The sequence below is a fragment of the Paracoccus aestuarii genome (genome assembly GCF_028553885.1).
Classification (GTDB): Bacteria; Pseudomonadota; Alphaproteobacteria; order Rhodobacterales; family Rhodobacteraceae; genus Paracoccus; species Paracoccus aestuarii.
The window spans coordinates 198,810-221,270 of the sequence record NZ_CP067169.1 but is presented as its reverse complement, the minus strand read 5'-3'; the positions used below and the strand labels follow the sequence as shown (position 1 = coordinate 221,270).

The window sequence follows — 22,461 nt, the reverse complement described above, 5'->3', positions numbered from 1 at the left end:
GGCGCGAATGGGCGCGTTGCGATTGATCCAGGGCGTGCGCCAGGGGCGCGCGCTGACCGACCAGCCCGGCGCGCTGCGCGCCCTGACCGTGGCCGACCAGGCCCGCGCGGCGCGGCTGGCGGCCGAGACCCTGCGCCATCAGGGCCGCGCCGACCGGGTCATCGACCCGCTGGTCGCCCGCAAGCCCGCACCCCAGATCGCCGATGTCCTGCGCCTGGCCGTGGTCGAGATGCTGGAGCTGGGCGCCCCCGCCCATGGCGTGGTGGGCGCGGCGGTCGATCTGACCCGCACCTTGGGCAAGCGCGGCCAGGCGGCGGCGGGGATGGTGAACGCGGTGCTGCGCAAGGCCTCGGGTTTCGCCGACTGGACGGCATTGCCGCCCCAATCCCTGCCCGAATGGCTGCGCCCCGCGCTGGAGGAGGCCTACGGCCCCGCCATCCTGACCGCGATCGAGGCCGCCCATCAGCAGGGCGCACCCATCGACCTGACGCTGAAGCCCGGCGCCACCCCCCCGCCGGGGGCCGAGGCGCTGCCCACCGGGTCCTTCCGCCTGCATGGCCCGGTCCATGTCAGCGCCCTGCCGGGCTATGAGGCCGGCGACTGGTGGGTGCAGGACGCCGCCGCCGCCCTGCCCGCGCGCCTGCTGGATGCGCAACCGGGCGAGCGGATCGTCGATCTCTGCGCCGCGCCGGGCGGCAAGACGCTGCAACTGGCCGCCGCCGGGGCGCAGGTCACCGCGCTGGACATCTCGGACGCCCGCCTGCGCCGCGTGACCGAGAACCTGACCCGCTGCCGCCTGTCCGCCGATCTGGTCACGGCCGACGCGCTGGACTGGCGGCCCGCCACCGCGCCGGATGCGATCCTGCTGGACGCGCCCTGTTCGGCCACGGGCACGATCCGGCGCCATCCCGACCTGCCCTTCATCCGCGACGGCCACGGCATCGCCGAGCTGATCGAGCTGCAGGCCGCGATGCTGGACCACGCTCTGTCGATCCTGCGCCCGGGCGGTCGGCTGGTCTTTGCCACCTGCTCGCTGATCCCCGATGAGGGCGAGGTCCAGATCGAGGAAGCCCTGTCCCGCCATCCCGGCCTGACCGTAGAGCGTCCCACCCTGCCCGGCATCGACCCCGAATGGACTACCGAGGAGGGCGGGCTGCGCCTGCGCCCGGACCTCTGGGCGGATCGGGGCGGCATGGACGGATTCTACATGGCCCGGCTGCGCAAGGCGGGATGAACGGAACCGTCTGCACAGTTTGCGCCTTTCCCCTGCGACCCCACGCCAAGGAAAAGATGCCCCGATGAAACTGAGCACTGTCGCCATGGGACTGAAACTGGCCCAGCTGGTCCTGCGCACGCGCGGGGCGACGACGGCGGCGCGGGGCGCGGGCGGGCTGGCATCCGGCATCGGCACGGCGGTGATGGTCGTGGCCGCCGTCCAGCTGGCGCGCCAGGTCCTGTCGCCGCGGCGCTGAGGCTGGACCTTCGGCGGGGCTTTCGCTAACTGGGCCTGACCCAGAGACACGAGGCCCCTCCCATGTCTGCACCCGCAGCCCCCGTTACGCTCAAGCGCGCGCTGATCTCCGTTTCCGACAAGACCGGCCTGATCGATTTCGCCCGCGCGCTGGATGCGCGCGGTGTCCAGATCCTGTCCACCGGCGGCAGCGCCAAGGCGCTGCGCGATGCGGGTCTGACCGTGACCGACGTGGCCGACGTGACCGGCTTCCCTGAGATGATGGATGGCCGCGTCAAGACGCTGCACCCGGCGGTGCATGGCGGGCTGCTGGCGCTGCGCGACAATGCGGACCACGTGGCCGCCATGGAGCAGCACGGCATCGGCGCGATCGACCTGCTGGTCGTAAACCTCTACCCGTTCGAGGAGACGGTCGCCAAGGGTGCGGCCTATGACGACTGCATCGAGAATATCGATATCGGCGGCCCGGCGATGATCCGCGCCGCGGCCAAGAACCACGGCTTCGTCACCGTGGTCGTGGATGTGCAGGATTACGACGCGGTCCTGGCCGAGCTGGACGCCAATGGCGGCACGACCCTGCCCTTCCGCCAGCGGATGGCGCAGCTGGCCTATGCCCGCACCGCCGCCTATGACGCCGCCGTGTCGTCCTGGATGGCGGATGCGATCGGCGAGGCCACGCCCCGCCGCCGCGCCTTCGCGGGCACCCTGGCCCAAGGCCTGCGCTACGGCGAGAACCCGCATCAGCAGGCGGCCTTCTATGTCACGGGCGATGCGCGCCCCGGCGTGGCCACGGCCCAGCAGCATCAGGGCAAGGAGCTGTCCTACAACAACATCAACGACACGGATGCCGCCTTCGAGCTGGTGTCCGAGTTCGACCCGGCGAACGGCCCTGCCTGCGCAATCATCAAGCATGCCAATCCCTGCGGCGTGGCCCAGGGCGCGACCGCGCTGGAGGCCTACAGGCGGGCCTTCGACTGCGACCGCACCTCGGCCTTCGGCGGCATCATCGCGCTGAACCAGCCGCTGGACGGGGCCACGGCGGAGGAGATCGTCAAGATCTTCACCGAGGTCGTCATCGCCCCCGATGCCGACGCGGATGCGCGCCGCATCTTTGCCGCGAAGAAGAACCTGCGCCTGCTGACCACGGGCGGGCTGCCCGATCCGCGGGCGGGCGGGCTGGCTTGGCGCCAGGTCGCGGGGGGCCTGCTGGTGCAGGGCCGCGACAACGGCCATGTGGCCCGCGCCGATCTGCGCATCGTGTCCGACCGCCAGCCGTCCGAGCAGGAGCTGGCCGACCTGATGTTCGCTTGGACCGTAGCCAAGCATGTGAAATCCAACGCCATCGTCTATGCCAAGGACCGCGCCACCGTCGGCATCGGCGCGGGCCAGATGAGCCGCGTGGACAGCACCCGCATCGGGCGCCGCAAATCCGAAGACATGGCCCAGGCCCTGGGCCTGTCCGAACCTCTGACCCAAGGGGCGGCGGTGGCGTCCGACGCGTTCTTCCCCTTTGCCGACGGGATCGAGGCCTTGGCCGAGGCCGGGGCCCGCGCGGTCATCCAGCCTGGCGGCTCGATGCGCGACGACGAGGTGATCGCGGCGGCGAACCGGCTTGGGCTGGCGATGGTCCTGACCGGCCAGCGCCATTTCCGCCACTGATGGCCGCCGCCCCCAAGACCGCGCGCAAGCCGGGCCGTCCGCGCAGGCAGACGGGCCCGCAGCGCAGCGACATGCGCCTGGTCGCATGGGTCGCCGCGGCGATCTTTGCGCTGGACCAGGCGCTGAAATACCTGGTCGTGCATGTCCTGCAGCTGGACCGCGTGCGCGAGATCGACGTCTTTCCGCCATGGCTGAACCTGCGCATGGCGTGGAACCAGGGGGTGAATTTCGGGCTGATGGCCTCCGATCAGGACTTCATGCGATGGGTGCTGATCGGCATCGCCTTCGTGATCTGCATCTGGGTCTGGATCTGGGTCTGGCGGGCCGCGCTCGGGCGGCTGGCCCGGATCTCGGCGGGGATGCTGATCGGGGGCGCGCTCGGGAATGTGGTGGATCGGTTCCTTTACGGGGCGGTGGCCGATTTCCTGAACATGTCGCTGCCGAACTGGCAGAACCCCTACAGCTTCAACGTGGCCGATATCGCAATCTTTGCCGGGGCGATCGGGCTGGTCCTGCTGCCCCAGCCCGCCAAGCCCGCAGCCAAGCCCGCGCCGCGCAGCCGCAAACCGGCCATGAAACCGACGGCAAAACCGGCAGGGGGGCGCGCGCCGAAGGCCCCGGTCCAGCCGGACCTGTTCGGGGATGCGCCGGATGGCGGGGCGGTGCCGCCGGCAAGACAGGGTCGTGACGGGGACGGAAATCCGCGCTAACAAGGGCCGAACCAAGCCGAGGGGACGGGACATGCGGACAGGCGCGCTGATGATCAAGGTTGCGGCCGTGATGCTGCTGGGCGCCTGCGGGGGCGGCGGGGGGCTGAACAACCTGCGGGCCGGGCAGAATTCGCCCGATGAATTCGCGATCCTGCCCACGCGCAGCCTGTCCATGCCCGCCGACCTGTCGGTCCTGCCCGCGCCGACGCCGGGCGGGGCCAACATCACCGATCCGAACCCGATGGGCGATGCGGTCGCAGCCTTGGGCGGGTCGCCCGACCGGCTGGCCGATCGGGGCGTGGGCGCGGCGGACCAGGCGCTGGTCGCCCATGCCGCCCGTGTCGGGACCGATCCCCAGATCCGCGCCCGCCTGGCGCAGTCGGATGCCGAATGGCGCGCCCGCAACGGCCGCCGCCCGCTCGAGCGGGTCTTCGGCACCTCGGTCTATCAGCGGGCCTATGCGCCGATGGCGCTGGATGCGGCGGCCGAACAGCTGCGCTGGCAGCGGGCGGGGGCCGTCACCTCGACCGCGCCCGCGCCGAGGGCGCGCTGATGCCCATCGACCTGGGCGCGCCCGAGGGCACGGTCCGGTTCGACCCCACGCTGCCGGAATTCGGGTCCGATCCCTGGGGCGTCTATGCCGATCTGCGGGCCCGGCCCGGCCTGCCCTTCTGGCCGGAATTCGACGGCCACCTGGTCAGCCGCATGGCCGATATCCGCGCCATCGCGCTGGACCGGCGGATGGTGCGGGCACCCGCCGCCTTCTGCCCCCCGGGCGAGGTGCGCCGCCTGAAGGTCGCGGGCAATTTCCACGACATGCCCTTTCACGAACGCTTCGTGCAGACCTCCATGCTGGACACGGACGGGCCCGATCACGACCGCCTGCGGCGCGCGGTCTTTCCGTTCTTCACCAAGACCCGGCTGGAGGGGATGCGCGGCTTCGTCACCGCTTGGGTGGACCGCGCCGTGGACGAGGCCCTGGCCCGCGGGCGGATCGACTTCATCGCGGATCTGGCCGCGCGCCTGCCGGGCGAGGTGATCGGCCATCTGATCGGCACCGACCCCGCCATGGCCGCACGGATGACCGCTTGGTCCGAGGATGTCGTCAGCTATTTCGACATCGACCGGACCGCCGCCAAGAAGGCCCGCGCCGAGGAGGCGACGCGGCTGTTCGCGGCGCTGCTGGAGGATCTGCATGCCGAACGCGCGGCGCGTCCGCGCGACGACCTGATGTCGGCGATGATCGGAGCCGAGCGCGCGGGCCTTCTGAGCCATGACGAGCTGATCGCGACGATCATGCAGATCCTGCATGCGGGCCACGGATCGACCATCGACGTGATGGGGTCGGGGCTGCATGCGCTGCTGGGCCATCCCGACCAGATGGCGCGGCTGCGGGCGGAACCCGCGCTGATGCCCCAGGCCGTGCAGGAGATGTTCCGTTTTGCCGCGCCCCTGCCCTTCTTTCACCGCTATGCCGCCGAGGATCTGAGCGTCGCGGGGCGGGACTGGCCGCGGGGGACGAAGTTCGGGCTGCTCTATGCCAGCGCGAATCGCGACCCGGAGGCCTTTGAGGCGCCCGACCGGTTCGACATCGCGCGCAGGCCCAACGTGCATCTGGCCTTTGGCGCAGGGGTGCATGTCTGCCTGGGCAACAACCTGGCGCGGCTGAACATGGAGGTGCTGTTCGCGGCCCTGCTGGACCGCAGCGCGGCGTTGGAACAGGCCGGGCCGGTGCGCTGGAAGACCGGGCTGCAGGCGCATGGCCCGCGCAGCCTGCCGCTGCGGATCACTCCCCGCGCCTGACCGCCGGGGGCACGCGCCGACGCCCCCCATCGAGGGGGCCGCCGGCGCGGGCGGCTGTCGCCGCCGGTCCCAGCCCCCGCCGCCGTCCATTACAATCCCGCGAGGGTGCCTTGCACGCCTCTGTCCTGCGGTCCAAGTTGTGGCCAGCAAGAGGAGGTTGCCCCACCCATGCGTCGCCCCGCATCCCGCGTCACCGCCAGCGCCTTGGCGCGCAGCGCAGCCCTGCCGCCGCTGGCCGGGCTGATCCCCGCCATCGGGCTGATCGCCCTGCTGACGGCCCTGCCCGCCCCCGCGCAGAGCCCTGCCTTGACCGCGGCCGAGCCCGGCACATCCGCGGAACAGTCCCCGCAGATCGACCGTCCCGACGCCGCCATGCCCGAGGGCATCAGCCATTTCACCCTGCCCAACGGGCTGGAGGCCGTGGTGATCGAGGATGACCGCGCCCCCGTGGTCGTTCAGATGGTCTGGTACCGCATCGGCGCCGCCGACGAGGCGCCCGGCAAGTCCGGCATCGCCCATTACCTGGAACACCTGATGTTCAAGGGCACCGAGACCTTGGGCCCGGGCGAGCTGTCGCGCATCGTGACCGCCAATGGCGGGCGGGACAACGCCTTCACGTCATGGGATTTCACCGGCTATTTCCAGCGCATCGCCAGCGACCGGCTGGACCTGATCATGCGGATGGAGGCCGACCGCATGGCCAATCTGCGCGTCTCGGACGAGGATTGGCAGGCCGAGCGCCAAGTCGTGCTGGAGGAGCGCGCGCAGCGTGTGGACAGCAACCCCACCGCGCTTTTTGCCGAGGAGTTCAACGCGGTCCTCTATGACAACCATCCCTATGGCCGCCCGATCATCGGCTGGCGCGACGAGATCGAGGCGCTGACGCTGGACAATGCGATGGACTGGTATCAGGCGCATTACTCGCCCGCTGCCGCCATCCTGGTCATCGCGGGCGACGTCACCCCGGAGGAGGTCCGCGCCCTGGCCGAGGAGCATTACGGCCCCATCCCCGGCCGCGACGCCACCGCCGAGCGCCTGCGCCCGGCCGAGCCGCCCCGCCGGTCCGCCCGCCGGTTGGAGATGTCGGACCCCCGCGTGGCCCAGCCCCGCATGATGCGCGCCGTGCTGGCCCAGGAACGCGACCCGGGCGAACAACGCCAGGCGGCGGCGCTGACCGTGCTGGCCGACCTGCTGGGCGGGTCGTCCCAGACCTCGGTCCTGGGGCAGCGGTTGGTCCTGCCGGGCAAGGCGCTCTGGGCGGGGGCCAGCTATGACGGGCTGTCCCTTGACCGGACCCAGTTCCGCCTGTCGCTGATCCCCGCCGACGGCACCCCGCCGGAAGAGGCCGAGGCCGCGCTGGACGCGGTCCTGGCCGATTTCCTGGAGGAGGGCCCCGACCCCGAGGCGCTGGAACGCGTCAAGACGCGCATCCGCGCCGCCCAGATCTATGCCCGCGATTCCGCGCATGGGCGGGCCTATGACTATGGCCAGGGGCTGGCGACCAGCCTGACGGTGCAGGACGTGAACGACTGGCCCGACATCCTGGCCCAGGTCACCGCCGAAGACGTGATGGCGGCCGCGCGCGACGTGCTGACCACCCGTGGATCGGTGACCGGATGGCTGCTGCCCGAACCGCCTCCAGAGGGCGGGGACGCCCCCGGCGCGGCGCCCGACCTGCCCGCCCCGGTGGGGCCGATGCCCCCCGATGCCGACCCCATGACCAGCCCCGAGGTGCAAGGATGATCCGTGCCGCAATCGCCACCGTCCTGACCCTGCTGGCCACGCCCGCCCTGGCGATCGAGATCCAGGACGTCACCTCGCCCGGCGGGGTCCAGGCCTGGCTGGTCCAGGATGACAGCATCCCCTTCGTCGCGCTGGACATACAGTTCAAGGGCGGCGCCAGCATGGACCAGCCCGACAAGCGCGGCGCGGTCAACCTGATGACCGCCCTGCTGGAGGAGGGCGCGGGCAATCGCGACGCCGTGGCCTTTGCGCAATCGGTCGAGGATCTGGGGGCGAGGCTGTCCTTTTCGGCGGGCGACGACACGGTTTCGGTGGGCCTGCGCGCGCTGAGCGAGAACCGCGACGAGGCCGCCGACCTGCTGGCCCAGGCCCTGACCCAGCCCCGTTTCGACGAGGATGCGCTGAACCGCGTGCGCGGCCAGGTCCAGGCGGTGATCCGGGCCGAGGCGACCGACCCCAATGCCATCGCCGCCAAGGAGATGGCGCGCCAGGCCTGGGGCGACCACCCCTATGCGACCTCGATCAACGGCACGTCCCAGAGCGTCGCCGCCCTGACCCGCCAGGACCTGGTCGCGGCCAAGAACCGCGTCCTGGCCCGTGACCGCGTGGTGGTGGGCGCCGCGGGCGACATCTCGGCCGAGGAGCTGGGCCTGCTGCTGGACCGCATCCTGGGCGGGCTGCCGGCCCAGGCCACCGCCCCCCTGCCCGAGCCGGCCGAGCTGCGGCTGGACGGGGGCGTCACCGTCATCGATTGGGACAGCCCGCAGACGGTCGTGGCCTTTGCCGGGCCGGGCCTGCCCATCGACGATCCCGATTACTTCGCGGCCTTCGTAGCCAATCACATCCTGGGCGGCGGCGGCTTCAGCTCGCGCCTGATGGAGGAGATCCGCGAGAAGCGCGGCCTGACCTATGGCGTGGGCACCGGGCTGGCCACGGGCCTTTTCGGTCAGACCTGGCAGGGCGGAATGGCCGGATCGAACGCCACCACCGCCGAGGCCGTGGACCTGATCCGGCAGGAATGGGCCCGCATGACCGAAGGCGTGGGCGATGAGGAGCTGGCCGATGCCAAGACCTTCCTGACCGGCGAATATGCGCTGCGTTTCGACGGGAACGGGCGGATCGCCTCGATCCTGGCGGGGATGCAGCTGGTGGGCCTGCCCATCGACTATATCGACGGGCGCAATGCCAAGGTCGAGGCGGTGACCGCCGATGACGTGGCCCGGGTGGCCGATCGCCTGCTGGACCCCGAGCGGCTGCGCTTCGTGCTGGTTGGGCGGCCCGACGGGATCCAGGGCGACCCGCAGGACTGACCCCGAATCTCTGGCACAGGGGGGCGCGACCTGCTAGATCTGGGGCGATGACCAGCGCCGCACCCAAGATGAGCCCGCCCCCCCGTCCCGTCATTCGACAGCTGGACGAAGACACCGCCAACCGCATCGCGGCGGGCGAGGTGGTCGAACGCCCCGCCTCGGCCGTCAAGGAACTGGTCGAGAACGCGCTGGATGCGGGCGCCACGCGCATCGACGTGGCGATCGAGCAGGGCGGGCGCGGGCTGATCCGGGTCACCGATGACGGCTGCGGCATGGCCGAGGGCGACCTGCCCCTGGCCTTGGCCCGCCATGCGACCAGCAAGATCGACGGATCGGACCTCTTGGCCATCACCAGCTTCGGTTTTCGGGGCGAGGCGCTGCCCTCGCTCGGGGCGGTGGGGCGGCTGACCATCACCTCGCGCACGGGGGATGGCGCCGGGGCGATGATCGCCGTGACTGGGGGCCGCGCGGCGCCGGTGCGTCCAGCGGCGGCCAATTGCGGCACGGTGGTGGAACTGCGCGATCTGTTCTTCGCCACGCCTGCGCGGCTGAAATTCCTGCGCAGCGACCGGGCCGAGACCCAGGCCGTGGCCGAGACCCTGCGCCGCCTGGCCATGGCGCAGCCTTGGGTCGCCTTCACCCTGACATCAGACGGGCGCGAGATCCTGCGCGCCGATGCCGAACAGGGCGAGCTGTTCGGCGCCCTGACCGCCCGGCTGACCCGCCTGATGGGGCCGGATTTCACCGAGAACGCCATTCCCATCGATGCCGAACGCGACGGGCTGTCCCTGACCGGGCTGGCCGCGCTGCCGACCTATACGCGCGGCGCGGCGGTGGCCCAGCATGTCTTCGTCAATGGCCGCCCGGTGCGCGACAAGCTGCTGACCGGGGCGCTCAGGGCGGGCTATATGGATGTGCTGTCGGCGGGGCGGCACCCGGCGGCGGTGCTGTTTCTGGAATGCGACCCGCAGATGGTCGATGTGAACGTCCACCCCGCCAAGGCCGAGGTGCGGTTCCGCGACCCCCAGGCCGCGCGGGGCCTGGTCGTCAGCGCGCTGCGCCATGCCTTGGCCGGGACCGGCCAGCGCGCCGACAGCACCCTGGGCCAGGCGACCCTGGCGGCCTTTCGCCCCGAACCCCAGGCCGCGCGCCCCCTGCCCGCATGGCAGGCGCGGACCCCGTCGGGCGCGGCGATCCGGGCGGGGCTGGACCTGCAGGCCCCCGATCCGGGCTTTGCCGAGGCCCCCTCGGCCCGGTTCGACGCGGTGGGCCCGGACCCGGTGGCCGATCAGGCCCCCCTGGGCGCCGCCCGCGCCCAGATCCACGAGAATTACATCATCGCCCAGACCGCGGAGGGCATGGTGATCGTCGATCAGCATGCCGCCCATGAACGGCTGGTCTATGAACGGCTGAAGGCCCAGGCCGCCCGCGACGCCATCCCCGCCCAGGCCCTGCTGATCCCCGAGATCGTCGAGCTGGACCCCGCCCATGCCGAACGCATCCTGGGGCTGGCGCCGGATCTGGCGCGGCTCGGGCTGGTGATCGAACCCTTCGGCCCGGGCGCGGTGGCCCTGCGCGAGGTGCCTGCCATGCTGGCCCGGCTGGACGGGGCGGCGCTGATCCGCGACATCCTGGACGATCTGCAGGATCAGGGCCGGTCCGACCGGCTGCAGGCGCGGATCGACGCGGTGCTGTCCTCGATGGCCTGCCACGGATCGGTCCGATCCGGCCGCCGCATGACCCCGGAGGAGATGAACGCCCTGCTGCGCGACATGGAGCGCACGCCCCGGTCCGGCCAGTGCAATCACGGCCGCCCGACCTGGGTGCGGCTGGACCTTGCCGATATCGAACGGCTGTTCGGCCGCCGGGATTGATGCGAACGGGCTTGACGCAACGCCAGGTTGCGCCGATCCTTCACGGATGAGTGAAGGAGTCTTCAGATGCTGAACATTCCCACCAAGACCGTGGCCCGGATGATCGACATGGCGCGGGACGGCGCGCAGGACCGGCTGCGCGACACAATCGCGGGGCTGGATGCCGATGCGCGCACCGACCTGGTGGCCCTGGCCTGGATCGGCCGCGACAGCTTCGAGGCCGAGGAACTGGACGAGGCCCGCAGCGCCGCGCGCCAGGCGCCCATTGCCGAGGCGCAGGATTATCTGTCCCGCGAACCCCGCCTGCCCGATTTCCTGGAGGCGGGGATGGAGGCCTTGGGCCTGCGCCCATGACGGTCCGCGCATAGGAAAGGCGGCCCCCGAAGGGACCGCCCGAAGCCTGTGCAGGCGCGATCACCCCTCGGGGGTGATGCGGATCAGCTGGCCGTTCTCGTGGTCGGTGATGACCATCAGCGACCCGTCCTGGGCGACCTCGATCTCGCGCACGCGGCCGATGCCTTCGGCATGACGGGCCTCGCCCACGACCATGCCGTCCTCCAGCTGCAGGCGGATGATGTCGCCCGACCGCAGGCCGCCGATCAGGGCATGGCCCTGCCATTCGGGGAACATGTCGCCCTCGTAGAAGGCCATGCCGCTGATCGCAGGCGACGGATCCCAGTAATAGTTCGGCTGCTGCGTGCCCTCGACCTCGGTCTGGCCCAGCTCGTCGCCGTTATATTCGGTGCCATAGGTCGCCTCGGGCCAGCCATAGTTCAGGCCCGGCTCGATCAGGTTCAGCTCGTCGCCGCCGCGGGGACCGTGCTCGTTCATCCACAGCTGGCCGTCGGGGGACATGGCCGCGCCCTGGATGTTGCGATGGCCCATGGACCAGATCTCGGGCAGGGCGCCGTCGATGCCCGATCCGGCGGGGCTGCCATCCTCGGCATTGATGCGGATGATCTTGCCCAAGGTCGATTGCGGGTCCTGGGCATAGACGCGGGGTTCGGGATCGGACCGTTCGCCCAGGCCCACGAAGATATGGCCTTCGCCGTCATGGACGATGCGCGCGCCGAAATGCTTGGTCGAGGCCCAGGCCGGCTGCTGCTGCCAGATGACGTTGACCTCCTCCATGGTGGAGCCGTCCTCGGACAGGATTCCGGTGGCCACGGCGGTCGCGTTCTCGCCATCGCCGCGCGGCTCGGCATAGGTCCACCAGACGCGGCGCGTCTCGTCGAAATCCGAGGCGATGGAGACGTCGTGCAGACCGCCCTGGTCGCGGGCATCGACCTCGGGAATGCCCTCGATCGGGTCGGACATCTCGCCGTCATTGGTGACGATGCGCATGCGGCCCGGACGTTCGGTCAGCAGCCAGTCGCCGTCGGGCATCTGCACAAGGCCCCAAGGGTGTTCCAGCTCGTCCAGCACGACGGTCTGTTCCAGATCGACATTGCCCGATTCCAGCGCCGGGGCGCGGGTCTGGCCCTCGAAGGCGGGGGTCTGGTCATAGGCCGCGCCATGGGGCGGTTCCTCGTTCCAGTCCTGCGCGACGGCCATGGATGCCAGGAAACCGGTGGCGGCGAGGGCGGTCAGGCTTGTCGTCGTGCGGCGAATGCGGCGCGTCATCGTGGTCCTCCGGGTGTGAATTGTCCGGACCAATGCGCCCGGCGGGGGGACGTTCCCCGCACGGCGGTTCACGACCGCTCACGATGGCGTCATCAGGCGGAACGATCCGGTTCGATTCCCGCGACATGGTCGCGATGCAGCGCCGCCGCCCGCGCCCAGACCGGGTCCTGCGGATCGTCCAGCCGCAGCAGAACGGGCAGCAGTTGGTCGGCGTAATCGACCGAGCTTTCGCGCGGCAGCAGGGATGGCAGGTTGTCGATGGCCACCACGTCCAAGGGCGGGTCCTGGGCCACGCGGTTCACCGGCGCGTCCCAGCTGGTCAGCCGGTCGTTCACGCGGATCGGGGAATAGTCGCTGGACGGATCGCAGGCCACGTCGCCGATCACCGTCAGCGCCCGGCCCGGCGCCGTGGCGGTCGCAGGCACGAAGACCGGCGCGCCCGGCTGCGCCAGGATCGCGTTGATCAGGATGTCATGCATCAGCACCTCGGGGAAGGGGCCGCCATGGGCGGTCTCCTCCTGGTCCCACCGGGTGACGGGCAGGCCCATCGCCACCATCAGATCCGCCGCGCCGCGCCCGACGCGGCCCTTGGCGCCGATCACCAGGGCGCGGGGCCGTGGCCCACCGGTGCCGTCCAGCCGGGCGCGCAGGGCGGTGGTCATCGCCTCGCGGTCGGGCCAGGTCCGCAGCGGACCGCAGACCCCGCCCTGCTGCTGGGCGGCCCAGGCCATCAGCGCCACCGCCGCCCCCGCATAGCCCGCCCAATAGCCGAAGGCCGCCAGCCGCCGCCCGTCCTCATCCGTCAGGTATTCCAGATCCAGCAGCGTCCCGCCGCCTTGGGCGAAGCGCCCCAGCAGGACGCGCCCATCCGCCTGGCCCTTGAAGGCATGGCCGAACATCACATGGCGGTGGCGCAGCGGCGTGCCGTCGGCGGGCAGCTCCTTCAGGCCAAAGATCACCGCATCGTCGGGGGCTGCGGGCCAGCTGCCCTCCGGGGCGATGGCGGCGCCGGCCTCGCGATAGGCGTCGATGGGGATGATGCGGCGGGGGCTGTCCTCGACCGTGACCGAAAACCCCGCGGCGATCAGGCGCGCGACGCCCTCCGGGGTGATGCCCACGCGTTCCTCGTTCGGGCGGCTTTCCGCCCGGACCCACAGATGTGTCATCGCCGTCCCCCGTCATGATCCCTGCCCCAAGGTCTAGGTCAGGGGCCCGGGCATCGCAAGCCGCGCAGGGCCCGAGGCGGAACCCTTGGCCCCCGGCGTGGTTTGCCCCGAGGCCTTTCCCTCGAAACCCCCGGAGACTCCCCGATGACCCCGATGCGCACCGCCCTGACCCCCGCCGCCCTGACGCTGGCGATCCTCGCCGGTCCCGCCCTGGCCCAGGACGGTTTCCGCCATGCCGTCGAGGGCGGCGAGGTCGTGATCCATCCGGTCGATCACGCCTCGATGGTGCTGGAGACGCCGTCGGGCGTCATCCATGTCGATCCGGTGGGGGGCGCTGATCTCTATGCCGATCTGCCCGCGCCGGACCTGATCCTGATCACCCATGAACATGGCGACCATTACGACCAGCCGACGCTGGACGCGCTGGCCGCGGTGCCGATCATCGCCAATCCGGCGGTGGCCGGGATGCTGCCCGCAGCGATGGCCGAACGCACCACCGTGATGGAGAACGGCGACAGGGCGCAGGCGCTGGAGATCGCCATCGAAGCCGTCCCCGCCTATAACATCACCGAGGACCGGCTGAACTTTCACCCCCAAGGGCGCGACAACGGCTATGTCCTGACCATCGGGGATCGCCGCTTCCTGATCGCGGGCGATACCGAGGACACGCCCGAACTGCGCGCGCTGGAGGACATCCACGTTGCCTTCCTGCCGATGAACCTGCCCTATACGATGACGGTCGGGCAGGCGGCCGAGGCGGTGACGGCCTTCGCGCCGGATTTCGTCTATCCCTATCATCACCGCGACAGCGACCTGGAGGAATTCACCCGCTTGGTGGCCGAGGGCGGATCGGGCGCCCAGGTCGTGATCGCGCCTTGGTATGACGACGCGGACTGATCCCGTGGCCGCACCGCACCGCCCCCGCCTGCCATGGCTGACCATCGCGGCCGTCCTGGCCGGGCTGGCCGTCCTGGCGGGGGCGGTGCTGTGGCTGTGGCCGTCCCTGCCCGCGCTGCAATCCGACCTGACCCGCCTGCACGAGCTGTTCGAACACGGCCAGGGCTGGCGCGACCGCAACCCGGTGCTGGCGGTCGCGGCCTTTCTGGCGGGTTTCGGGCTGCTGGCGGCGCTGCCCGTGCCGGTAGTGGTGGTGCTGACCTTGGCGGGGGGCGCGTTCTTCGGCTTCTGGCTGGGGGTGGTGCTGTCGGTGGCGGGGACGGTTCTGGCCTCGATGCTGACCTTTCTGGTCGCGCGATACCTGCTGCTGCGACCGGTCCGGCGGATGCTGGGGGCGCGCGCCGATCAGCTGGACCGGATGGTCGAACGCGACGGGGCGCTGGCGCTCCTGAGCCTGCGGCTGACCCCGGCGCTGCCCTTCTTCGTGCTGAACCTGGCGGGCGGGGTCAGCGTGCTGCCGGCGCGGGTCTTTGCCTGGGTCACGGCGCTTGGGGTGCTGCCCAACAAGGCGATCCTGACCGCCGCCGGCACCCAGCTGGCGGAACTGGACCAGATCTCGGACATCATGGGGCCGCGGGTGATCGCGGTGATCCTGGCGCTGGCGCTGTTTCCCTGGATCGCGCGCTGGATCACCCGGCGCCTGCGCCGCCGGACCGCCGCCTGAGCGGTCAGAACGGGACGGGGGCCGAAAACCCCATCTGCACCCCGCTTTCGGGATGGCGAAAGCGCAGGTTTTCCGCATGCAGCATCAGCCGGGGATGATCCGCCGCCGCCCCTTCGGCATAGAGCGGATCGCCCAGGATCGGATGGCCGAGCGAGGCCATATGCACCCGCAGTTGGTGGCTGCGCCCGGTGACGGGCATCAGCCGGACGCGCGTCTCGGCCCCGCTGCGACGCACCACGCGCCAATCGGTCTGGGCGGGGCGGCCCTCGGCATGGTCGACCTTTTGCCGGGGGCGGTTGGGCCAATCCACCATCAGCGGCAGATCCACCCGCCCCTGCCGTTCCGCCAGATCCCCCCACAGCCGCGCGACATAGACCTTGCGGGTCAGCCGGTCCTCGAACTGTCGCGACAGGGTGCGTTGGGCATGGGGGGTCAGCGCAAAGACCATGACCCCCGACGTGTCCAGGTCCAGCCGATGCACCAGCAGCACGGTCGGAAAGGCGGCGCGCAGCCGGGCGGTCAGGCAATCGGCCCGATCCTCGCCCCGCCCCGGCACCGACAGCAGGCCCGCGGGCTTGTCCACGACCAGCACCTCGGCATCGGCATGGATGATGCGGGCCGGATCCGGCGGCGGGTCATAGACGAAGCCGGTCATTTCCAGATCAGCCGCAGCGCCAGCCCCGCGAACATCACCGCGGCGATGCGGTTGACCAGGCCCAAGCGCTTGCCGATCACCTGACCCGCGACGCCGCCGACGATGCCGTAGCCCATCGTGACCAGCGTGCCGGTGAAGGCGAAGACCAGCCCCAGCCCCAGGATCTGCTGCCAGACCGGGCCCCAGGCCGGGTTCGTGAATTGCGGCAGGAAGGCCAGCATGAACAGCACCGGCTTGGGGTTCAGCGCATTGGACAAAAACCCGCGCCGGATGATGTTCCAGACCCGCACGCTGCCCCGGGCCGAGGGATCGACCTCGCCCGCGTTCCAGCTTTTCCACGCCAGCCACAGCAGATAGGCGGCGCCTGCCCATTTGATCGCACGCAGCGCCTCGGGATGGGCGGCGACGACGGCGCCCAGCCCCACGGTCGCCAAGGTGACATGCATCAGCACGCCCAGCCCCACGCCGAACCCCGCCCAGGCCCCGGCGCGCGGGCCCCCTTGGATGCCGCAGGCGCTGGCGAAGAACACGTCCTGTCCGGGGGCGAAGTTCAGCACCAGCCCCCCCAGGATGAACGCCGTCAGCTGGCCCGCCGGAATATTGGCCAAAGTGTCCCAGATCATGCCCGAAATCCCCCGTTTCGCGCAGGTTTGATCCGCGCGCGGCCGGGCGCAAGCCCCCTCATGCGTCTAGAGGTCGCCAAAGACCTGCGCCAGGATCGCGGCCAAGGCATCCGCATCGGCCTGATCGAAGGCATCCGGCCGGTCGCTGTCGATGTCCAGCACCCCGATCAGCCGACCCCCGCGCCCCAGGACCGGCAGGACGATTTCCGACCGGGTGCTGCTGGAACAGGCGATATGGCCGGGAAACGCCTCGACATCGGGCACGATCTGGACCTGCCGCAGGCGCGCCGCCGCCCCGCAGACCCCGCGCGAAAACGGGATCACCAGACAGCCGTGGCCGCCCTGATAGGGGCCGATCTTCAGCATCTCGGGCGCGGTCACCCGGTAGAATCCGGTCCAGTCGAAGCGGTCGTCGGAATGGTGCAGTTCGCAGGCCAGGGTGGCCATCAGCGCGACCTCGTCGGTCTCGCCCTCGGTCAGGGCCCGGATGCGGGCGGCAAGGTCGTCATAGCTGCTCATCCGCGCTGCATAATCGGGCGCGCGCGGCTTGGGAAGGGGCCATTGCCCCGGCGCGCCATTCGCGCGATCCTGCCCGCCATGACGCTGCGCGGCCGCATCCTGACGGTGATCCTGGCGGTCCAGATGCTGCTGGTCGCGGCGCTGGCCTTGGGCAGCCTGGACCGCCTGCGCCGCGACATCGCGGCCGAGACGCGGATGGGCGCCGACACGGCCCGCGCGCTGGTGCTGGCCACGATCGGCACGATGCAGGGCGCGGTGCCCGCCGACCGGATCATGGCCCTGCTGCCCGAACGGCTGACCGAACCGCGCCATGCCCGGATCGGCGTGGTGGACGTGCTGGACGGCACGCTGCGCCAGCCGCCGGGCCCGGGCGATCCGCGCGCCCGCGCGCCGGGCTGGTTCGGCGCGCTGGTCGCCCCCGCCCCGTCCGAGACCCGCCTGCCCGTCATCATCGACGGCCGGCCCCGCGGCTATGTGCTGATCACCGGCGATCCGGGGCCGGGCATCGCGCGGGCCTGGCGCGACATGCGCGACCTGATGGCGCTGGCGGTGGCCGCGGCCTTGGCGCAGGCGGGGCTGATCGCGCTGGCCCTGTCCCAAGGCCTGCGCCCCGTCGCCCTGATCGAGGACCGTTTGTCCGGCATGACCCGGGGCGAGCTGGAATCGCGCATCGGCCCCCTGCCCCAGCCCGATCTGGCGCCCTTGGCCGCCCATGCCGACCGGCTGGCCCAGGCCCTGGAACAGGCCCGCGCCGACCGCCTGCGCCTGCAGCAGCAGATCGTCGCGCGGGCTGATGCGGAACGAAAGGCCATCGCCCGCGACCTGCATGACGAGATGGGGCCCTGCCTTTTCGGCCTGCGGGTCGAGGCGGATGCCCTGCGCGCCCAGGCCCCCGACGCGGCCACCGCCCAGGCTGCCGACCAGATCGCCGCCATCGCCGAACAGATCGCCCGCGTGAACCGCGCCCTACTGGACGACCTGCGCCCGGTCGCGGTGGGCCAGCTGCCCTTGCCGGTGGTGCTGGGCGATTACGTCGACGACCTGCAACGCCGCTTTGCCCGGCCCCGATTCGCGCTGGAGATCGCCTCGGGCCTGCCCGAACCGGACGAGGCCACCGCCCTGACCCTGTTCCGCATCCTGCAGGAGGGCACGACCAACGCCCTGCGCCATGCCGATGCGGATCTGGTGCGGATCCGGCTCTGGACCGATCCGGCGCATTGGCGCATGATCCTGGCCGATGACGGCAAGGGGATCGACCCCGACCGCCCCGAGGGGACCGGCCTGACCGGGATGCGCGAACGCATCACCCTGATGGGCGGGCGGTTGCAGGTCGATGCCGGGCCCTCCGGCACCACGCTGCAGGCGGCGCTGCCCCGGCTGCCATGACCGCCGCGGCGCCCCTGCGGGCCAAGACAGGAACTGGACGACGACGTGACGAAACGCGCCTTGGTCATCGACGACCACCCGATCACCCATCTGGGGGCCAGCCGCCTGCTGCGCGACCTGGGCTATGACCCCGTGGGCCAGGCCATGTCCGCCGAGGAGGCGCTGGACCAGCTGGCCGCGAATAGGGATGCGGATGCGGATGCGGGCCCCGGCCTGATCCTGCTGGATATCAGCCTGCCGGGCCTGGGCGGGCTGGACGCGATCGCGGCGCTGCGCGGGGCCGCCCCCGAGGCCCGCATCCTGGTCTTTTCGATGAACGACCAGACCGGTTTCGCCGCCCGCGCGCTGCAGCTGGGCGCGCAGGGCTTTCTGTCCAAGAACGCGCCCCCCGCCGATTTCCGCGACGCCGTGCGCATGCTGGAGGCGGGCGAGTTCTACCTGTCGCCCAAGCAGGCCATGGCGCTGGCCACGCTGCGGGCGGGGGCGGCGGACGACCCCCTGGGGGCGCTGTCGGATCGCGAAAGGCAGGTCCTGGCGCTGATCGGGCAGGGCCACGGGCTGCAGGCCATCGCCGACCAGCTGGGCGTTAGCTACAAGACGGCGGCCAACACATCCTCGGCGCTGAAACGCAAGCTGGGCGTCGACGGGATCAACGGGCTGATGAAATTTGCGCTGGACAGCGGCGTTCAGGGGGCATGATGCTGGCTTGGTTCACCACGACCGACGATTGCGCGCCCGGCCATGCCGACCGCCTGCTGGAGGATCTGGCCCGCCGGCTGGAACCCGCGCTGGCGCGGCGCGGCCTGGCGCTGGCGGGCGCGGTTCAGCGCAACCTGGATCTGGGCCCCGACATCCCCTGCGACATGGAGATGGTGGTCCTGGGCTGCGACGGCCCGCCGCTGCGGATCTCGCAATCGCTCGGGCCGGGGGCGCAGGGCTGCCGGCTGGACACGGGCGCGCTGGAACAGGCGGTGGCGCGGACCGCCCCGCGCCTGCCCGGCGCCGCCTTGGTCATCATCCCGAAATTCGGCCGGCAGGAGGCGATGGGCCGCGGCTTTCGCGACCTGATCGGCCGCGCCGTGGCCGAGGGCCAGCCCGTCGTCACCTATGTCCCCCGCCAGCAGGCCGCGGCCTTCGCCGATTTCGCGGGCGATCTGGCGCAGCGGGTCGAACCGGAGGACCTTTGCGACTGGTGCCTGGACCGGGCGGGGGCGCAGTGATGCGCATCGACGCGCGCGGCCTGTTATGCCCGCTGCCGGTGCTGCGGCTGCGCAAGGTGCTGGAGGATGCGGCACCGGGCATCGAGGTGCGCCTGATCGCCACCGATCCCATGGCGGTGGTCGATGTGCCGCATTTCTGCCAAGGGGCCGGTCATGTCATGGTGGCGCAGCGCGATCTGGGTGACGGCGCGTTCGAGTTCACGGTCCGCAGGGGTGATCCCCGGCCCGGGAATGGCGGGCCCACCCCTTCAGGATAGTCACGACCGATCATGACCATGCCCTTCCTGGCCAACCGCAAGCGCCTGTCCGAGCTGACCGAACGCGAGATCCTGGCCCTGGCCATCGCCTCGGAGGAGGACGATGCCCGCATCTATCGCAACTGGGCGGCCTTCCTGCGCAAGGACTATCCCGCCAGCGCCGCCGTCTTCGACGCCATGAGCGCCGAGGAGGACGGCCACCGCCGAATGCTGCTGGATGCCTATCGCGCCCGGTGGGGCGATGCGATCCCGGTCATCCGGCGCGAACATGTGGCGGGCTATCTGACCCGCCGCCCCGCCTGGATGATCGAGAACCTGTCGCTGGAGGCGATCCGCGCCGAGGCCGCCGGCATGGAACGCGACGCGGCCGATTTCTATGCCCGCGCCGCCCAGTCCAGCGGCCATGCCGCGACGCGCAAGCTGCTGGGCGATCTGGCCGCCGCCGAACGCGGCCACGAGAACCGCGCCCATGAGCTGTCCGAGACACTGCTGCCCGAGGATGCCCGCGCCGAGGAGGATGCCGTCGCCCATCGCGATTTCGTCCTGACCTGGGTCCAGCCGGGGCTGGCCGGGCTGATGGATGGCAGCGTGTCCACCTTGGCGCCGATCTTCGCGGTGGCCTTCGCGACCCAGGATCCCTGGACCACCTTCATCGTGGGCTTGGCCGCCAGCCTGGGCGCGGGGATCAGCATGGGCTTCACCGAGGCCGCATCCGATGACGGGGTCGTGTCGGGGCGCGGATCGCCCATCAAGCGCGGCATCGCATCGGGGGTGATGACCACGGTGGGGGGGCTGGGCCATGCCCTGCCCTATCTGATCGCCGATTTCTGGACCGCCACGACCATCGCGATCATCGTCGTCTTCATCGAGCTGTGGGCCATCGCCTGGATCCAGAACCGCTGGATGCAGACGCCCTTCTGGCGGGCGACCTTGCAAGTCGTGGTGGGCGGTGGTCTGGTGCTGGCCGTGGGGGTGCTGATCGGATCGGGCTGACGGCCCCCTCGGGGGGCCCATGACCGAGATCCTGCTGAAGACCCTGCCCTTCTTCGCCCTGATCGGGCTGGGCTGGGGGGCCGCCGCGACGCGGCTGTTCCCGCCCGAGGGCGCGGCCTGGCTGACCCGATTCGTGTTCTATTTCGCGCTGTCGGCGATGCTGTTCCGCTTTGCGGCGGGGCTGGACATGGGCGCGATCTTCGATCCGCGCTTCGTCGCGGCCTATCTGGCGGGGTCTGCGGCGGTCTGGGCCGTGGCCCTGTGGATCGCCCGCGCCCGCGGCCTGACCCTGCCCGAGGCCGCGATGGAGGCGCATTCCGCCATGACCGGCAATACCGGCTTTCTGGGCGTGCCGATGCTGGTCGTGCTGCTGGGGCCGGCGGCGATCGGGCCGGTGCTGATGGTGCTGACCATCGACATGCTGGTCTTTTCGACGCTGATCACGCTGATCGTGCATGGCGCGCGCCATGGCGGGCTGCGGCTGGCGGCGGTGCTGCCGGTGCTGCGCGGGGTGGCCGCCAACCCGATGATCCTGGCGATGGTCGCAGGCCTGGCCTGGGGCGGGCTGTCCCTGCCCCTGCCCGGTCCGGTGGACGATTTCCTGGCCCTGCTGGGGGCCGCGGCCACGCCCGGGGCGCTCTTCGCCATCGGCGCCAGCCTGGCGGGGCGGCGGCTGGCGCGGCTGGCGCCCTCGGCCTGGCTGTCGGGGGCGAAACTGGTCCTGCACCCGGCGGCGGTGGGCCTGGCGGCCTGGGGCTTCGGCGTCGATCCGGTCGCGGCGGGGGTGATGGTCGTGGCGGCGGGCCTGCCCGTGGCGGGCAACGTCTATATCCTGGCCCAGCATTTCGGCCTGGCGCAGCAGCGGGTCTCGACCGCGATCCTGATCTCGACTGCGGCCAGCATCGTGACCATCCCGGCGCTGATCCTGCTGATCGGCGCCTGACGCCCCCTCTCGACCCCTGCGCGGCCAGCCGCTATCCCCATGAGGCAATCGAGGGAGGAGAGGACCACATGCGCGACATCGCCGATCTGCGGCTGACCAACATCCTGCTGGCGGTGGATGACGAGGGCATCGCCCGCGTCACCCTGAACCGCCCGTCCAAGCGCAACGCCCTGGACCTGGCCACCATCGAGGAGCTGATCGACATCTTCACCACCCTGCCCCGGGCGGGCGTGCGCGCGGCCATCCTGGACGCGGCGGGCGATCATTTCTGCGCGGGGCTCGATCTGGTCGAACATCACCGCGAGGATCGCAGCGCGGCGGAATTCATGCAGGTCTGCCTGCGCTGGCATGACGCCTTCAACCGCATGGAATACGGCGGCGTGCCGGTCATCGCGGTGCTGCAGGGCGCGGTCGTGGGCGGCGGGCTGGAACTGGCCTCGGCCGCCCATATCCGCGTGGCGGGGCCGGACACCTATTTCGGCCTGCCCGAGGGTCAGCGCGGCCTCTTCACCGGCGGGGGTGCCACGATCCGGGTGGCCGACCTGATCGGCAAGGCGCGGATGATCGACATGATGCTGTCGGGCCGGCTCTATCGCGGGCCGGAGGCCCTGTCGGTGGGCCTGTGCCAATATCTCGACGACGACCCGGCCGCCAAGGCGCTGGCCATCGCGCGCCAGGCCGCGCAGAACCCGCCGCTGTCGAATTTCGCCATCTGCTCGGCCATCAGCCATATGCAGAACATGAGCGCGCTGGACGCGGCCTATGCGGAATCGGCGGTGGCCGGCGTGGTCAACACCCAGGCCGCGGCGCGCGATCGGCTGGCGGCCTTTGCCAGCGGCGCCGCCGCCCGCATCCGGCCCACGGAATAGGGCGCCCGCGCGCCGG

Annotated in this window: 24 protein-coding genes; 19 read left to right on the top strand and 5 right to left on the bottom strand. The window is 71.2% G+C overall.

Annotated elements, in window-relative coordinates:
• The first annotated feature begins 7 nt into the window (after positions 1-7).
• The 10 genes from JHW48_RS01120 (at position 8) to JHW48_RS01075 (ending at position 10,924) form a co-directional block, all read left to right on the top strand.
• Positions 8-1,234, top strand: a complete 1,227-nt coding sequence (locus tag JHW48_RS01120; protein WP_240637849.1) for an RsmB/NOP family class I SAM-dependent RNA methyltransferase — start codon at positions 8-10, stop codon at positions 1,232-1,234.
• Between the two features lie 64 nt (positions 1,235-1,298).
• Complete coding sequence (locus tag JHW48_RS01115; protein WP_170152293.1) at positions 1,299-1,472, top strand: hypothetical protein; 174 nt, start codon at positions 1,299-1,301, stop codon at positions 1,470-1,472.
• Between the two features lie 62 nt (positions 1,473-1,534).
• A complete protein-coding gene (gene purH / locus JHW48_RS01110) occupies positions 1,535-3,130 on the top strand; it encodes a bifunctional phosphoribosylaminoimidazolecarboxamide formyltransferase/IMP cyclohydrolase (RefSeq protein WP_119886272.1) in 1,596 nt (531 codons plus the stop codon).
• Complete coding sequence (gene lspA / locus JHW48_RS01105; protein WP_240637845.1) at positions 3,130-3,840, top strand: signal peptidase II; 711 nt, start codon at positions 3,130-3,132, stop codon at positions 3,838-3,840. Before purH ends, lspA begins: the two co-directional genes overlap by 1 nt.
• A 49-nt stretch (positions 3,841-3,889) precedes the next feature.
• Entirely contained in the window at positions 3,890-4,393 is a 504-nt protein-coding gene (locus tag JHW48_RS01100; protein ID WP_240637846.1) for a DUF3035 domain-containing protein, read from the top strand.
• A complete protein-coding gene (locus JHW48_RS01095) occupies positions 4,393-5,643 on the top strand; it encodes a cytochrome P450 (RefSeq protein ID WP_119886274.1) in 1,251 nt (416 codons plus the stop codon). The genes JHW48_RS01100 and JHW48_RS01095 overlap by 1 nt, the downstream gene beginning before the upstream one ends.
• Before the next feature lie 372 nt (positions 5,644-6,015).
• Entirely contained in the window at positions 6,016-7,386 is a 1,371-nt protein-coding gene (locus JHW48_RS01090) for a M16 family metallopeptidase (RefSeq protein ID WP_240637850.1), read from the top strand.
• Positions 7,383-8,696, top strand: coding sequence for a M16 family metallopeptidase (locus JHW48_RS01085; RefSeq protein WP_205961906.1), 1,314 nt, complete (start codon positions 7,383-7,385; stop codon positions 8,694-8,696). Before JHW48_RS01090 ends, JHW48_RS01085 begins: the two co-directional genes overlap by 4 nt.
• Positions 8,697-8,743: 47 nt before the next feature.
• Entirely contained in the window at positions 8,744-10,570 is a 1,827-nt protein-coding gene (gene mutL, locus JHW48_RS01080; protein ID WP_119886276.1) for a DNA mismatch repair endonuclease MutL, read from the top strand.
• A 66-nt stretch (positions 10,571-10,636) separates the two neighbouring features.
• Complete coding sequence (locus JHW48_RS01075) at positions 10,637-10,924, top strand: DUF3775 domain-containing protein (protein WP_119886277.1); 288 nt, start codon at positions 10,637-10,639, stop codon at positions 10,922-10,924.
• A gap of 60 nt (positions 10,925-10,984) precedes the next feature.
• Here JHW48_RS01075 and JHW48_RS01070 read toward each other — a convergent pair whose 3' ends face one another.
• Entirely contained in the window at positions 10,985-12,193 is a 1,209-nt protein-coding gene (locus JHW48_RS01070) for a PQQ-dependent sugar dehydrogenase (protein WP_119886278.1), read from the bottom strand.
• Positions 12,194-12,285: 92 nt separating this feature from the next.
• Positions 12,286-13,359, bottom strand: a complete 1,074-nt coding sequence (locus tag JHW48_RS01065) for a saccharopine dehydrogenase (protein ID WP_119886279.1) — start codon at positions 13,357-13,359, stop codon at positions 12,286-12,288.
• Positions 13,360-13,503: 144 nt separating this feature from the next.
• Here JHW48_RS01065 and JHW48_RS01060 point away from each other — a divergent pair, with 144 nt between their 5' ends.
• Positions 13,504-14,256, top strand: coding sequence for an MBL fold metallo-hydrolase (locus JHW48_RS01060; RefSeq protein ID WP_119886280.1), 753 nt, complete (start codon positions 13,504-13,506; stop codon positions 14,254-14,256).
• Between the two features lie 4 nt (positions 14,257-14,260).
• Positions 14,261-14,980: a TVP38/TMEM64 family protein gene (locus JHW48_RS01055; protein ID WP_170152294.1), complete on the top strand. Its 720-nt coding sequence runs from the start codon at positions 14,261-14,263 to the stop codon at positions 14,978-14,980.
• Between the two features lie 4 nt (positions 14,981-14,984).
• Here JHW48_RS01055 and JHW48_RS01050 read toward each other — a convergent pair whose 3' ends face one another.
• From JHW48_RS01050 to JHW48_RS01040, 3 genes are all read right to left on the bottom strand, one after another.
• Positions 14,985-15,635 (bottom strand): RluA family pseudouridine synthase, encoded by a 651-nt coding sequence (locus JHW48_RS01050; protein ID WP_119886282.1) that lies wholly within the window; start codon positions 15,633-15,635, stop codon positions 14,985-14,987.
• On the bottom strand, positions 15,632-16,258 hold the full coding sequence (locus JHW48_RS01045; protein WP_119886283.1) for a LysE family translocator: 627 nt from the start codon (positions 16,256-16,258) through the stop codon (positions 15,632-15,634). Before JHW48_RS01045 ends, JHW48_RS01050 begins: the two co-directional genes overlap by 4 nt.
• Before the next feature lie 66 nt (positions 16,259-16,324).
• On the bottom strand, positions 16,325-16,777 hold the full coding sequence (locus JHW48_RS01040) for a GAF domain-containing protein (protein ID WP_119886284.1): 453 nt from the start codon (positions 16,775-16,777) through the stop codon (positions 16,325-16,327).
• Positions 16,778-16,855: 78 nt separating this feature from the next.
• Between JHW48_RS01040 and JHW48_RS01035 the strand changes: the two genes are divergently transcribed.
• From JHW48_RS01035 to JHW48_RS01005, 7 genes are all read left to right on the top strand, one after another.
• Positions 16,856-18,163: a histidine kinase gene (locus tag JHW48_RS01035; protein WP_147388094.1), complete on the top strand. Its 1,308-nt coding sequence runs from the start codon at positions 16,856-16,858 to the stop codon at positions 18,161-18,163.
• A 45-nt stretch (positions 18,164-18,208) separates the two neighbouring features.
• On the top strand, positions 18,209-18,862 hold the full coding sequence (locus JHW48_RS01030) for a response regulator (protein WP_170152295.1): 654 nt from the start codon (positions 18,209-18,211) through the stop codon (positions 18,860-18,862).
• Complete coding sequence (locus JHW48_RS01025; protein ID WP_240637848.1) at positions 18,859-19,383, top strand: DUF2478 domain-containing protein; 525 nt, start codon at positions 18,859-18,861, stop codon at positions 19,381-19,383. The genes JHW48_RS01030 and JHW48_RS01025 overlap by 4 nt, the downstream gene beginning before the upstream one ends.
• Positions 19,383-19,640, top strand: coding sequence for a sulfurtransferase TusA family protein (locus tag JHW48_RS01020; RefSeq protein ID WP_119886288.1), 258 nt, complete (start codon positions 19,383-19,385; stop codon positions 19,638-19,640). Before JHW48_RS01025 ends, JHW48_RS01020 begins: the two co-directional genes overlap by 1 nt.
• Positions 19,641-19,658: 18 nt before the next feature.
• Positions 19,659-20,633 carry an iron exporter MbfA gene (gene mbfA / locus JHW48_RS01015; protein WP_119886295.1) on the top strand — a complete coding sequence of 325 codons (975 nt, stop codon included), beginning with the start codon at positions 19,659-19,661 and terminating at the stop codon, positions 20,631-20,633.
• Positions 20,634-20,652: 19 nt separating this feature from the next.
• On the top strand, positions 20,653-21,576 hold the full coding sequence (locus JHW48_RS01010; RefSeq protein WP_119886289.1) for an AEC family transporter: 924 nt from the start codon (positions 20,653-20,655) through the stop codon (positions 21,574-21,576).
• 68 nt (positions 21,577-21,644) lie between these two features.
• Positions 21,645-22,445, top strand: coding sequence for a crotonase/enoyl-CoA hydratase family protein (locus JHW48_RS01005; RefSeq protein WP_119886290.1), 801 nt, complete (start codon positions 21,645-21,647; stop codon positions 22,443-22,445).
• Positions 22,446-22,461: the final 16 nt, after the last annotated feature.

Coding starts and splice junctions, on each gene's coding strand:
- JHW48_RS01120 (WP_240637849.1), top strand. CDS start 8: ATGGGCGCGTTGCGATTGATCCAGGGCGTGCGCCAGGGGCGCGCGCTG.
- JHW48_RS01115 (WP_170152293.1), top strand. CDS start 1,299: ATGAAACTGAGCACTGTCGCCATGGGACTGAAACTGGCCCAGCTGGTC.
- purH (WP_119886272.1), top strand. CDS start 1,535: ATGTCTGCACCCGCAGCCCCCGTTACGCTCAAGCGCGCGCTGATCTCC.
- lspA (WP_240637845.1), top strand. CDS start 3,130: ATGGCCGCCGCCCCCAAGACCGCGCGCAAGCCGGGCCGTCCGCGCAGG.
- JHW48_RS01100 (WP_240637846.1), top strand. CDS start 3,890: ATGATCAAGGTTGCGGCCGTGATGCTGCTGGGCGCCTGCGGGGGCGGC.
- JHW48_RS01095 (WP_119886274.1), top strand. CDS start 4,393: ATGCCCATCGACCTGGGCGCGCCCGAGGGCACGGTCCGGTTCGACCCC.
- JHW48_RS01090 (WP_240637850.1), top strand. CDS start 6,016: ATGCCCGAGGGCATCAGCCATTTCACCCTGCCCAACGGGCTGGAGGCC.
- JHW48_RS01085 (WP_205961906.1), top strand. CDS start 7,383: ATGATCCGTGCCGCAATCGCCACCGTCCTGACCCTGCTGGCCACGCCC.
- mutL (WP_119886276.1), top strand. CDS start 8,744: ATGACCAGCGCCGCACCCAAGATGAGCCCGCCCCCCCGTCCCGTCATT.
- JHW48_RS01075 (WP_119886277.1), top strand. CDS start 10,637: ATGCTGAACATTCCCACCAAGACCGTGGCCCGGATGATCGACATGGCG.
- JHW48_RS01070 (WP_119886278.1), bottom strand. CDS start 12,193: ATGACGCGCCGCATTCGCCGCACGACGACAAGCCTGACCGCCCTCGCC.
- JHW48_RS01065 (WP_119886279.1), bottom strand. CDS start 13,359: ATGACACATCTGTGGGTCCGGGCGGAAAGCCGCCCGAACGAGGAACGC.
- JHW48_RS01060 (WP_119886280.1), top strand. CDS start 13,504: ATGACCCCGATGCGCACCGCCCTGACCCCCGCCGCCCTGACGCTGGCG.
- JHW48_RS01050 (WP_119886282.1), bottom strand. CDS start 15,635: ATGACCGGCTTCGTCTATGACCCGCCGCCGGATCCGGCCCGCATCATC.
- JHW48_RS01045 (WP_119886283.1), bottom strand. CDS start 16,258: ATGATCTGGGACACTTTGGCCAATATTCCGGCGGGCCAGCTGACGGCG.
- JHW48_RS01040 (WP_119886284.1), bottom strand. CDS start 16,777: ATGAGCAGCTATGACGACCTTGCCGCCCGCATCCGGGCCCTGACCGAG.
- JHW48_RS01035 (WP_147388094.1), top strand. CDS start 16,856: ATGACGCTGCGCGGCCGCATCCTGACGGTGATCCTGGCGGTCCAGATG.
- JHW48_RS01025 (WP_240637848.1), top strand. CDS start 18,859: ATGATGCTGGCTTGGTTCACCACGACCGACGATTGCGCGCCCGGCCAT.
- JHW48_RS01020 (WP_119886288.1), top strand. CDS start 19,383: ATGCGCATCGACGCGCGCGGCCTGTTATGCCCGCTGCCGGTGCTGCGG.
- mbfA (WP_119886295.1), top strand. CDS start 19,659: ATGCCCTTCCTGGCCAACCGCAAGCGCCTGTCCGAGCTGACCGAACGC.
- JHW48_RS01010 (WP_119886289.1), top strand. CDS start 20,653: ATGACCGAGATCCTGCTGAAGACCCTGCCCTTCTTCGCCCTGATCGGG.
- JHW48_RS01005 (WP_119886290.1), top strand. CDS start 21,645: ATGCGCGACATCGCCGATCTGCGGCTGACCAACATCCTGCTGGCGGTG.